The 12,767-nt window shown below is 35.9% G+C and carries 10 protein-coding genes; 2 read left to right on the forward strand and 8 right to left on the reverse strand.

What is annotated here, in order from left to right; all coding sequences use genetic code 11:
- Positions 1–36: 36 nt before the first annotated feature.
- Together DIT68_RS01975 and DIT68_RS01980 are read right to left on the reverse strand one after the other, a co-directional pair.
- Entirely contained in the window at positions 37–819 is a 783-nt protein-coding gene (locus tag DIT68_RS01975; RefSeq protein WP_109358129.1) for a C40 family peptidase, read from the reverse strand.
- The gene (locus DIT68_RS01980) at positions 816–1,406 is read right to left on the reverse strand and encodes a DinB family protein (protein WP_109358130.1); all 591 of its coding nucleotides are present in this window, start codon (positions 1,404–1,406) and stop codon (positions 816–818) included. Before DIT68_RS01980 ends, DIT68_RS01975 begins: the two co-directional genes overlap by 4 nt.
- Positions 1,407–1,706: 300 nt before the next feature.
- On the opposite strand from DIT68_RS01980, the gene DIT68_RS01985 reads away from it, so the two are divergent.
- Positions 1,707–1,964, forward strand: coding sequence for a hypothetical protein (locus DIT68_RS01985; RefSeq protein ID WP_109358131.1), 258 nt, complete (start codon positions 1,707–1,709; stop codon positions 1,962–1,964).
- Between the two features lie 350 nt (positions 1,965–2,314).
- Here DIT68_RS01985 and DIT68_RS01995 read toward each other — a convergent pair whose 3' ends face one another.
- The 6 genes from DIT68_RS01995 to DIT68_RS02020 form a co-directional block, all read right to left on the reverse strand.
- Complete coding sequence (locus DIT68_RS01995) at positions 2,315–3,541, reverse strand: chloride channel protein (protein WP_109358133.1); 1,227 nt, start codon at positions 3,539–3,541, stop codon at positions 2,315–2,317.
- Between the two features lie 91 nt (positions 3,542–3,632).
- Positions 3,633–5,624, reverse strand: coding sequence for an excinuclease ABC subunit UvrB (gene uvrB, locus DIT68_RS02000; protein ID WP_109358134.1), 1,992 nt, complete (start codon positions 5,622–5,624; stop codon positions 3,633–3,635).
- A 448-nt stretch (positions 5,625–6,072) separates the two neighbouring features.
- Positions 6,073–6,792 (reverse strand): hypothetical protein, encoded by a 720-nt coding sequence (locus DIT68_RS02005; RefSeq protein WP_146194094.1) that lies wholly within the window; start codon positions 6,790–6,792, stop codon positions 6,073–6,075.
- Positions 6,793–6,926: 134 nt separating this feature from the next.
- Positions 6,927–7,979 (reverse strand): AI-2E family transporter, encoded by a 1,053-nt coding sequence (locus DIT68_RS02010; RefSeq protein WP_109358136.1) that lies wholly within the window; start codon positions 7,977–7,979, stop codon positions 6,927–6,929.
- 5 nt (positions 7,980–7,984) lie between these two features.
- Positions 7,985–10,084 carry a methylmalonyl-CoA mutase gene (gene scpA / locus DIT68_RS02015; protein ID WP_233244141.1) on the reverse strand — a complete coding sequence of 700 codons (2,100 nt, stop codon included), beginning with the start codon at positions 10,082–10,084 and terminating at the stop codon, positions 7,985–7,987.
- 29 nt (positions 10,085–10,113) lie between these two features.
- Entirely contained in the window at positions 10,114–11,418 is a 1,305-nt protein-coding gene (locus DIT68_RS02020) for a methylmalonyl-CoA mutase family protein (protein WP_109358138.1), read from the reverse strand.
- A 266-nt stretch (positions 11,419–11,684) separates the two neighbouring features.
- Here DIT68_RS02020 and DIT68_RS02025 point away from each other — a divergent pair, with 266 nt between their 5' ends.
- Positions 11,685–12,647 carry a hypothetical protein gene (locus DIT68_RS02025; RefSeq protein WP_109358139.1) on the forward strand — a complete coding sequence of 321 codons (963 nt, stop codon included), beginning with the start codon at positions 11,685–11,687 and terminating at the stop codon, positions 12,645–12,647.
- The last annotated feature ends 120 nt before the right edge of the window (positions 12,648–12,767 follow it).

Consider the following 12,767-nt stretch of genomic DNA (forward strand, 5'->3'; position numbering starts at 1 on the left):
ACTAAACCTAAATTTGAAGGTGTTGGTAATTTGATTTTAGATGTCATATTGATTGATACTTATTAATTTATGTGAATAGTATTCTTTGTTTTCATTATAGATGCCTTCTTCGGTTAGTTGATCTATTCTAACCCGACCGTGTGCATGAATTATTTCCTGATTTGGAAGTACAATTCCAACATGGTGAATGTTGCCTGTTTTTTCAGATACAAAAAAGGCTAAGTCGCCAGGTTTTTGTTCGTCAAACGCAACTTTCGAACCTATTAAATACTGCTGTGACGCATCCCTTGGTAGAGAAAAATTTAATTGATGAAAAACGGTTTGGGTAAATCCTGAACAATCAATTCCGAAGGCTGTGCGTCCTCCCCAAAGATATGGAGCGTTGGAGTAGGAGTGTGCTATTTCTAGAATGTTTTGAGCAGAAAACCTTTTTATTTCTGCGCTTGGTGGTGTATTGATCCAAGAAAATTTTTTCTCTTCAATTTTGAAACTATTTTCAGTTGAAATATTTAAAGAACCCTGCAAGATATTTTGTTTACCCCACGGCGTATTTAATTCCAGCAGCGCTTCAGTTTGTCTGCTTTTTATTTTCTTCAAGTTGTGGAAAGTCTCTTCAGATAATTTCAAAAGCTGCTTGTTGTCTACCCAACCTTCATAATCGTCATGTTGTATCCTTAGTTTAATCCATTGATTATGAATTCCAATAATTGTGACGGCTTCACCAAAAAGCAATTGCGTAACTATTTCTGAAGTGTCATCATGACTTGCTCGAACAGGAATAACTGTAAGGGCGCACATTGCATTAATTCCAGTTGTCATACTTTCTTTGGGAAATTTGGATGAGAGAGCACGTTTTTCACTTGCTGTATGTGTCTTTCATTATGATAAATCACAAACATAAGTGCATCACCTAATCTCAATCTAACCATTTTACTAATAGAAATAGGAATTTTTACTCTTTTCAAACTGACTTTTTCAGCATTTTCTAATATGCTGATTAAGTCTTTTTGGTTGTTAACAAAATTAGTCACCGGGTCATGGTCTATTAATTCTGGGGTAATTGAAGGATTTAAGTTTTTCGGAGCACGAAATTTTCGTTTTATGTTATTCAGCCTTCCTAATTTCATGGATTTCCATGCACTTCTACCGAGTGGAGAAGGAACAAAATTCTCTTTAGAGCTTGTGTATTTAGTGTTCTGAATTTTTTCAATAAAAATATGATGGTAATAAGAAGAATAACTGTTGAGATGAGATAAAACTTCTTGAATATTCCAGCTGTCCTTTGAAGGTTTCCATTTCAACTGATTATCACCCAGATGAACGCATTTTTTCGAAACAAGTGCAATATTTGATTCAGTAATATTCTTTAAATTTAACAGTAAATCATCTCTCAAAAATCCTTTCATATTCCATTTCTTAAACACCCCAAAATTAAGATGATTTAGCTTAGTGTCCAATTAAAATATCATAATTTTTTAAGCCTATTTATTCAAATAATTCCATCTTTTTTGGCAATATGAAAATTGGCTATTGAGCTAAATACCAGCGGCTTAAATTTATTTTATATTTATCTATAAAACAAGTATTTAAATTCTGTTTTTAAAATAATAAAATTGAAATCACTAAATATTGTTGAATAGTAAAACTTTAGGATTAACTTTACTTCGATTTAATAACGGTGTGGAAACACTTAAAAAAAATGAATAATGGCAAATATTAGAGATTTGAAAAAAAATATCAACGGAATGATCTATGACGTTGTGGATGAATGTTACAGTATACAATTATTTAATGATGCAAAAACAGCTGAATCTGATGCGTTTATAGACGATGCTGCTAACTTTCAAGAAGAAATAATGGGCGAAATCAAAAAAGCTCAAAACAAAAAGGACTTCAAAGCGATTGAAGAAAAAGTTCAAAAAACAAGAGAAGACTGGACATTGCGCTTAAACAAAATGCAATAATTCAAATTACAAGTTGAGCCGAATAGACTCGACTTCCAATTGAAAGCACCTTGTTCTAATTTGAATAAGGTGCTTTTGTTTTTTCCTTTACTTTGCCCCACCAATCCCCAAAACTGTCATCCTGATCATTGTTGAAAATTATGATTTTCAATAATGGAAGGATCTTGTCAATTTTAAGAGAAAACCGTTTTCTACTGTAATTTATTAAACTGCTGGTAAAGTTCCCGACAAGCATTTATGATAAAAAACAGTTCTTTTAGCAATCGTTTCCCTTATCTGAATCACCTAAAATAGTGCATCTCTCATCTCAATAGCATCAGGATTCTTCATTATGAAAATCACTGGCGGATTTAAGGCATACTGGACTTTCTTTTAATAAGAGATGTTTTTTTCAACATAATTTGTTGATCCTTGTAAACACTGTTGTTCCCGCTAATCAAATAGGCTATTGCTGTTGCTAAACCGAAGTAAATAATTCCACTGAAACCAAACAACTCTGCGCCTATTAATGTGCTTGCAATGGGGGTGTTTGTTGCTGCCCCAAAAACAGCAATAAATCCAATTCCTACCAGAAGATCCATTGGTAGTGGAATAATTAAGAAAAGTAAGTTTCCCAACATTGCACCAATGAAAAATAAAGGGGTGGCCTCTCCGCCTTTAAATCCTGCTCCCAATGTTAAAGTTGTCAGCATTAGCTTGATAAAAAAGCTATATTTCTCCATAGGTTGTGTGAATGCACTTTTAATTTCAGAAATACCCATACCTAAATAAGCGTTGATATCAAAAAAGATGTAAAGCACGAGTAGTATAAATCCTCCAATCATAGGCCTCAAATAGGGAATGGGAACTTTACTGAATAATTGAGTAAACAAATGTTTGAATTTGCTAAAAAAGAAAGCGGCTGACCCAAAAACTAATCCAGCTAAAATAGTTGAAAGTAAGGTGTTCACAGATATGTCCGGGAAGCTTTTAATAGAATATTGGGTGTGATGAGTTCCCCATAGAAGGCAAGAAAAATGCCCGCCAAAGGAGGAGAGAAGGACCCAAATGGAATCTTTTAGCTTAAGTTTTTTGTCACGGGCCAATTCGAATGCAAATACTGCGCCTGCAAGAGGTGTCCCGAAAACTCCTGAAAATCCTGCTGCAACTCCCATTCTTAATAATCGTTTTCGGTGTTTTTTTGTCCAGCCAAAAAAGTGACTTACCCCATCACCAAGCGCACCACCCATTTGAACAGCTGTTCCCTCACGACCAGCGGAACCACCAAATAAATGTGTTGCTATTGTACCGATAAATACCAAAGGAATTATCTTCCAATGAATGGGCTTTTGCGGGTGATGCATTTCTCTAATGAGGTAATTATTTCCGCCTTCAACACCTTTTGCGCCATGGTAATACAACAGTCCTATCAAGAGTCCACCAAGAGGTAGTAGATAAACAAAGAGGGGATTATTGCTCCTTAATGCTGTAGCTAAAGTTAAACTTTCTAAGAAAAGTGCAGAAATACTTCCTGCTAAGAAGGAAATAATCAGTAAGAGCAGTACCCATTGACTAATTTTTATGATATTATCTTTCATAAATCACATCTTAAAGCGCGTTTTAATTAGTTGATGGTTTTCGTAATTTCTAATGGCTGTTCTAAGGCTATACCTTACTGTAATCTTAACGCTAATTTTCTTTTGTTTTTACTAGTTTTTGTAATCTGTACATTTCATCTCTTAAACGGGCTGCTTCCATAAAGTCTAAATCCTTTGCAGCTTTTTTCATTTGACGCTCTGCATTTTTTATACTTTTCTCTAATTCATTAACAGCCATATACTGTTCTACAGGATCTGCGGCAATCATACTGTTGTCTTCCTCCTCAGTTCGATAATGGAAAGCGTTTTCGTTGGTTTTGTTTAGAGCGGTTGGAACCATTCCATGGGCCTCGTTATAAGCTTGTTGAATTGACCTTCTCCGATTTGTTTCGTCAATGGTGCGTTCCATGGATTTTGTAACCTTGTCTGCATACATAATTACTTTTCCATTGACATTTCTTGCAGCACGTCCTACCGTCTGAACTAAAGAACGCTCATTTCTTAAGAAACCTTCTTTGTCCGCGTCCAGAATGGCTACCAAGCTTACTTCTGGTAAATCTAAGCCTTCACGAAGTAAATTCACACCGATGAGGACATCAAAAACGCCCTGACGCAATTGTTGTAAAATTTCCACACGCTCCAAAGTATCCACTTCGCTATGAATATAGCGACAGAGAATTCCCATTCTGTCCAAATATTTTTGCAGTTCTTCAGCCATCCTTTTGGTTAAAGTGGTAACCAATGTTCTTTCCTTGATTTCGATACGTTGCTGAATTTCTTCTATTAAGTCGTCAATTTGATTAAGGCTGGGACGAACTTCTATTTCCGGGTCTAACAAACCTGTTGGGCGAATCACCTGTTCTACCACAACACCATCGGACATTTCCACTTCGAAATCAGCTGGTGTCGCGCTCACATATATCGTTTGGTTGACAATAGACTGGAATTCTTCAAATTTTAGTGGTCGGTTATCCATTGCGGCTTGTAAGCGAAATCCATACTCTACCAAATTGATTTTTCTTGCCCTGTCTCCGCCGTACATTGCACGAATTTGTGGTAGTGTTACGTGACTTTCATCCACCACCATTAAGAAATCATCTGGAAAATAATCTAGTAAGCAGAATGGTCTTGTTCCTGGTAATCGCTTATCGAAGTAACGGGAATAATTCTCAATTCCTTGACAATATCCTAATTCACGAATCATTTCAAGATCATACTCCGTTCGCTCAAGTAATCTTTTCGCCTCAACATGTTTCCCTTCATCCTTAAACTTCTCAACCTGAATTACCATGTCATCTTGTATATATTCTATAGCCGCCTTAGTTGTTTCGGGTGAGCTAACAAAGATATTCGCAGGATAAATATTAATAGATTTTAATTCGTCAATTACATCATTGCTTTCTGGATCAATCGTGTAAATTCCCTCAATATCGTCATCCCAGAATTCAATGCGCAAAGCATAGTCCGCATAAGCCAGGTAAACATCCACAACATCTCCAGTTACTCTAAATGTTCCACGCTTAAACTCTTCCCCTGAACGAGAATATAGATTCTCTACTAGCTTAAAAAGGAATTTATTGCGCAAAATTGTATCTCCCACAGAGATAGGAATAATACTTTTTTCGAACTCATTGGGGTTTCCAATACCATAAATACAAGAGACAGATGAAACAACAATAACATCTCTACGACCTGAAAGTAGGGCAGAGGTCGCTGAAAGTCTTAATTTTTCAATTTCATCATTTATGGCTAAATCTTTTTCAATAAAGGTGTCTGTAACAGGTAAATAGGCTTCTGGTTGATAATAATCATAATAGGACACAAAATATTCAACAGCGTTTTCAGGAAAAAACTGTTTAAACTCATTGTATAATTGGGCAGCTAAAGTTTTGTTATGCGATAGAATCAAAGTGGGTTTATTCACTTCCTTAATCACGTTGGCCACGGTAAAAGTTTTACCACTGCCAGTAACTCCGAGTAGTGTTTGGTGCTTAGTGTCGCTTTGAACACCAGCGGTTAATTCTTTAATCGCCTGAGGCTGGTCGCCCATTGGCTCGAAAGGAGAAACAAGTTTAAATTCCATATTACAAACATAAATAAATTGAAGTTTACAATGGGCTTATAACCGATAAATCAGTCAAATGTTTTCTCAAAAGCTAAGCGCAGGAGATAAATTCAAAACTATTTTCCAGATTTCTGAAATTCAGCGTTAGTTTGAGATCCTGCTGTTCTTGGGAGTATAATGTCTTATTACCCGATCTTTCTCAACTCCCAAAAAAATGATAGTATTTCGAACTCCCTTGTATTCAGTTAATCCATATATTTTTAGACCTTATTTTTCAGCTTGTAAAAGAGTTTGAAGTAATGTCAAGTATAGTTTTATGGTTTGTTCTTAGATTCCAAAGGCTGCTCTTGACTGTAAAGTGACCGTTTCTTCGAATTTTTCCTCCATATTTTTTTGTGATTAGACCAAATAAAAAAAATCCCGTAGCTGAAAAGTTACGGGATTCAATATTGTATGGATCAAAGGTTTAGTTAACAATTTCATCGTATTGTGCTTGCCACCTTTTATCTTCTTCGAAATACGGAGCGCCAATATCCATCATTTCCTTCGCTTTATCCGGTTGTCTCAAATCTACTAAAGCCTTTGCTGATTCATATAAACCAAGCATGAGTAATTTTTGGTCAGCTTCAGACCAGTCTCCGATTTGTGCATCTTTGGTTAGTTTGTTACCTTCTTCCCATTTAATTCTCGCCGTTGATTGGTCATTATTCCTACTTCTTAAAGCGCCTTCAATGTAAAGTGCAGGAGCATAGTCACGACCAAATTTATATAAGCGCATAGCCCAACCAAAAGCTCTTCTGTACTCTTCATTATCTGTTTCGTTTTGAATAATTTCTAATAAGGAGAGTTTCATTTCATTGATAAATTCACTTTGAGCTGCTTGTACATCACCAGATTTGTCATAACGCAACATTTTTCCGATTGCTGTGAACGACTCTTTGTAAGCATTTTTGTAGGCGTCACTGCGTGTTGCTTGAAAAGAAATTTTATAGAGTCCATAAGCTAAATAATAATAGGGTTCTGCATCCTTCTCTGTTGATCCTTTTTGCGTGTAGCGTTCAGCGTGTTTAATTAGTTTTTCCCAATCTGTATCTGCCTGGATAATCAAAAGGTCAGAGTAATCGTTCTGTGAGAAAACACTAAATGAAATTAATAATGCTGTAAGTGCTGTAAAAATTGTTTTCATTTTCATTGTAAATTTTAGCTATTCAAAATCAAGAACTATGCCTAAATTTTAAATATAATTTTTAAATCAAATTAATAGTTTGCCTATAATAATACATAATATTATAGACATTGATGCAATGATTTACTGAAAAGTCAGGATTTTTTGTCTTCCATCAGAAACTGCCAGTGTTTTAGGTTAGGGGAGTGGTCTACTATTACTTTTATAACGGCCAGAATTGGAACTGTAAGCACCATTCCTAACAACCCAGAAATAGCTCCAAAAATAACCAGACTTAATATAATCATCAAGGGATTGATGTTTACGTTACTTCCCATAATCTTTGGAGTGATGACATTCCCCTCTAAAAACTGGACAAAGGCAAAAACAGCCACAACACCAAATATGTACCAAGCAGAGTCTTTCGTGAGAATCGCCAAGATTATTGGGATTGAAGCACTAATTATAACACCAATATAAGGAAGTGGTGTAAGTAAAGCGGTTAGAATACCCAAAAACAAAGCGTATTTAATTCCGAGGAGCAATAGTCCAAGGTAGGTAAGTGTTCCAACCACCAACATAACGATTAGCATGCCTTTGATGTATTGGTAAAGGTTATGTTTTACATCATCTATAACTTCGTCGCTATCACTATTTCCTTTACTTTTTCTTTGTGACTCCTTAACGAAACGGTAAACATTATTCCTGTAAAGGAGCATGAAGAAAATGTAAACAGGGCAGGTGACTAAAAACATCAACATATTTGATAGTCCCTTGTATCCACTTTCTAAAAAAGAGATTAAACCTCCTTTTATTGCAGAAAGATACTCTTGAAGCGTTTCCTTTTCAATAGAAATCATCTCACTGATTTTAGAAGCGGATAAATCGTTGGAGTCAAGATTTAAAAAATTTTCATTTTCATTCATCATTTTTGGTAATTCCGTAACAATGGCTTGACTTTGAAAAATTAAAACGAAAATAATTCCTGAAGTGAGAACAATGGTTATGAACACTGTTAAAAGTACGGAAAGCGCTTTATTTACCCCAATTCGTTCAAAAAACTTCACAATGGGAAGTAGAATAAGCGAGGCTATTGCGGAGAAAATAATAGGCATCAGCACCGATGTGAAAAAATAAAGTGCGAGCACAATGAAGATAATGATAAAAAAGATTTTCGCTATTTTATCCAAAGATTGGTTCTTTTTCATTTAGTTTATTTAGCGCTTTCAATTAGTAAATCAAGAATTTTAATAGCAGATGTAGAAATTTTAGTTCCTGGACCAAATATTCCAAATACACCTGCATCGTAGAGGTATTTATAATCCTGTTGTGGAATAACTCCTCCTGCCACAACCATGATATCGCCTCTGTCTAAGCGCTCTAATTCAGCGATGATTTGTGGAACCAAAGTTTTGTGACCAGCAGCCAAAGACGAAACGCCAACGACGTGTACATCATTTTCGACAGCTTGTTTTGCCGCTTCTTTAGGTGTTTGAAACAATGGACCGATATCTACATCAAACCCAATATCTGCGAATGATGTGGAGATCACTTTTGCACCTCTATCATGTCCGTCTTGTCCCATTTTAGCAACCATTATTCTAGGTCGTCGTCCTTCTAGTTTTGAGAATTCCTCCGCTTTGTTTTTGGCTGTGTTAAAGTCATTGTCTTTCATAGATTCGCTTGAATATACTCCACTAATGGATCTAATTGTGGCTTGGTATCTTCCAAAAGACTTCTCTAAGGAAGAAGAGATTTCTCCCAAGCTTGCTCTTTCTCGTGCACAATCTACAGCGGCGGCCAGAATGTTTCCTTCTCCAGTTGCTGCAATGTTCTCTAAGGCCCTTAATGCAGATTGGACCTTGTCCTCATCCCTGTTTGCGCGTAATTCTTTTAGTCGTTCAATTTGAGAGAGTCTAACTTTGGTGTTATCGACTTCTAAAATCTCCATCTCTTCCTCTTCGTCTAATTGGTACTTATTTACGCCAACCAGAACATCTTTTCCTGAATCTAAACGGGCTTGTTTTCTTGCTGCTGCTTCTTCTATTCTCATTTTTGGAACACCAGTTTCAATAGCTTTAGCCATTCCACCGAGTCCTTCTACTTCTTGTATGAGTTCCCAAGCCTTATCAACCAGTTCGTCAGTTAACTTTTCAACATAATAACTTCCACCCCAAGGGTCTATAAAATCTGTAATTCCTGTTTCCTCTTGCAGATAGATTTGTGTGTTTCGTGCAATTCTAGCTGAGAAGTCGGTAGGTAGAGCAATGGCTTCATCCAAAGCATTTGTATGTAGAGATTGAGTTCCACCAAAAACAGCGGCCATGGCTTCTATACAAGTTCTTCCTACATTGTTAAACGGGTCTTGCTCTGTAAGGCTCCAACCTGATGTTTGACAATGTGTCCTTAAAGCTAAGGATTTATCACTTTCTGGATTAAATTGCTTTACAATTTTGGCCCATAACAAACGACCTGCTCTCATTTTTGCGATTTCCATGAATTGATTCATACCAATTCCCCAGAAAAAACTTAGTCTTGGAGCGAATTCATCTATTTTTAAGCCCGCTTTTATTCCAGCGCGTAAATACTCTAAGCCGTCAGCTAGGGTGTATGCTAACTCAATAGAAGCGGTTGCTCCAGCTTCTTGCATGTGATAACCCGAAATAGAAATCGAATTAAATTTCGGCATGTTTTGAGAAGTGTATTCAAATATGTCTGATATAATCTTCATCGAAGGAAGAGGAGGGTAGATATAGGTATTCCGCACCATAAACTCCTTCAAAATATCATTTTGAATAGTACCTGATAGTAAGCTTTTATCGACACCTTGTTCTTCAGCAGCCACAATGTAGAACGCCATAATAGGAACCACAGCTCCATTCATTGTCATCGAAACAGACATTTTATCCAATGGAATTTCATTAAACAAAATCTTCATATCCATGATAGAGTCAATCGCTACACCAGCCTTACCAACATCTCCTTCAACACGTTCATGGTCTGAGTCGTAGCCTCGATGAGTTGCCAAATCAAAAGCTACCGAAAGTCCTTTTTGTCCTGCTTTTAGGTTTCTTCTGTAAAATGCATTAGAGTCCTCCGCTGTTGAAAATCCTGCATATTGCCTAATCGTCCACGGACGCGCGGTGTACATTGTTGAGTAGGGCCCACGCAAATAAGGTGGTATTCCAGATACGAAGTGACGCTGTTTTAAAGTGGCAATATCGCTGAATTGATAAAAAGATTTTAGATCAATTTTTTCTGCTGTGTCATGTGATTTTTCAGCCTTGTGAGATGTGTTCTCCTCAATCTCCATTGGAGAAACTTTACTAAAGTCTATTTTATTCATACCTCTTCTTCAATTTGACATTCATTTTCTAAAACCAGTGGTGCTCCAAAAGGAGTTAATTCTTCAATTTTCCATTCCGAATCATTCGGAGAAGGATTGAAGTACTTGTTTATCCCAATGTGTGTATCTATCTTTTCTTTAGTGCGTTGTATTCTTATTTTTGCAATCTTTCTAATACTAGATTTTAAAAACTCTATTCCTTCCTTTTCCAGTTTTTGGAAGGTAGACCACGATTTTTCCTTCACAGCATTTAGCAGTTCATTTTGGATATACGCACCTCCAGATGGATCAATAACTTTATCTAAATAGGATTCTTCCTTCAGTAAAAGAGCAAGGTTTAACCCAAGTCTTTGAGTTTTCTGTAGTGACGAATCAGTAGACCAAGCGTTGTAAGGTCTGACGGTTAACTCATCCACTCCTCCTAAAACAGCTGCAAAAGCTTCCGTTGTTTGGCGTAGTAAATTATTGTGAGGATCTTTTAATGATTTGTTTAAAAAACCGGTCTCTGCTTCAATGTAGGCTATAGCAGAACGAGGATCTTCTGGCTCGTATGACTTTATAATTGTGTACCAAAGTGAGCGAAATGCCTTGAACTTAGCAATCTCAAAAAAGAAATTATTTCCAATTCCAAGTTTGAATTTGATTTGAGCCGCGGCTTCATCAATGCTCATTCCCTTACTCATTAACAGGAAAAGGGATTCATGTCCTTGGTGCAGTGCATAAGCAATTTCTTGGTGAATATTTCCCCCAGAATATTGAACATCAATTCCTTTTACGATGTAGTTTTTGGTATTTTTTATTTCTATAAAATCTTGATTACTAATATTAAAAGTGGTGCAGTCTAAATTCTTATTTGAAGTGATTTGACTTAGCCAATCATGCTGTTCTTTAGTGGAATAATAGAATGTAGATGTGATGTGTTCTAGACCAATTTCCTTGATCAAAATCTCGCATTGCTCTATATCAAAATTACCGAGGTTTATTGTTATTCCTGTTGCTCCATTCATCAATTGCTTGAGGGCAAAAGTATTCATTTCTTCAGGTGTCCCCTGTGGAATAAAAACATTGTTTACCCAGTCGTTATTGTTTGTTTTCCCTCCTCTAATATAGTTTGGTTGGCCAGGAGTTGTATGGGAATCTTTCTTGTCATTTGCTAGTCCATAAGAAGTGTATGACAACTCTTCAATTGGGTGTTTTTTATGCAGGGTTTCCTCTATGCTTTTCCCTTTCAAATCCTTGGTGACTTTCTCCAACCATTCGGGAAGTGTTGTTGTTGAAAATTCTTTATAGAAATCGGTCATATTCGACGTTATTGTTTTTTTATCAAAAATATGAATATTTTAGTGTAATGGGCGCGGTATAATGGTAAACTTGACAAATTAAGCTAAAAAAGTATGATTGATAATGGGGAAAACAATTCATTTAGATTAAAATTTAATCCTTTCGAGCATGAGGTAACTGGAGTTAACCTTTGCAGTTTAACAATTTGTATAAAGAGTGAAAAACTCTTGCTTAACTTGTTAATTCAATTTAATTGCCTACTTTTAAGTACATTAAATTTACTATTATGAAGCTAAATTATTATTTATTACCATTTTTGATGCTGTTGTTGGGATGCGAAAACAAAACTGCGGAAACTAAAAAAACAGTTACCGTTGTGGATGCGCCTATTGCGGTAGACCATGTTTTAGAAGAAGAGCCTGTTAAAGAGAAATTGAGTAACAATACTTTTAATGTAGATTATTTTTCTGGAAAGGCCGAAATTGCAACTTATACTTTAAGAAAAGCAAGGTATAGCGAAGAGAACCATCAAGGAGAAGCGGTCCTGATATTTGTAACCGAGCCCTTTTTAATTGAAGAGCAAGTGAAGGCAGATAGTCCAACTCCCGAAAATAGTGTGAAAGTTTTAAAAATGAATCGAATCGATCGTTTTAAAACAGGATTATACGACTATTCTCAATTCACCTCTGTTTTTACTCCGGTAGAAAAATATGATGCAATGTATCCGTTGAAAATTACAATGGGGAGTCAAGATTGGTGTGGACAATCTTTTACGCAAGTCAATAACAAGGGAGGTTTTAATTTTGAACAAAAATCATATTTCGAATCAGAAGGAGACTCCAGCTTTCATATGGATTATGTGGTCATGGAAGATAACTTGATGAATATTGCACGACTATCCACGGATTTACTTCCAGTGGGTGATTTTACAGTTTTTCCCAGTATTTCATTTCTACGGTCATCACATGTAGAAATGAAGAATTATGAAGCATTGGGTTCTCTGGACTCTCTTGAATCTGGATTGTTTTATGTGTATGAAATTCCAGAATTAAGACGTTCGGTGAGATTTTTCCTGTCTTCTGAATTCGATAATAGAATAATGGGCTGGGAGGAATCTTACCCAACGGTTTCAGATGGTAAAGTGAGAACATCTATTTATCAGCTAAAAGGTGTAAATGATTTGCCTTATTGGGATTTAAATAAAAAAAGGGATTCTTCCTTTAGAAAAGAATTTAATATGATTTATTAAGCTTAAGCTACTGTTTTTTAAATTATTAATCTTTAGTGCAATGCAAAGTAAAAGCTTCTAGAAATCATTTTTGCAATTAAAAATTTGGTTTTGTAATTATAGTTCTCTATCTTAGTAAAA

The sequence above is a fragment of the Brumimicrobium oceani genome, from assembly GCF_003143775.1.
Lineage (GTDB): Bacteria > Bacteroidota > Bacteroidia > Flavobacteriales_D > Crocinitomicaceae > Brumimicrobium > Brumimicrobium oceani.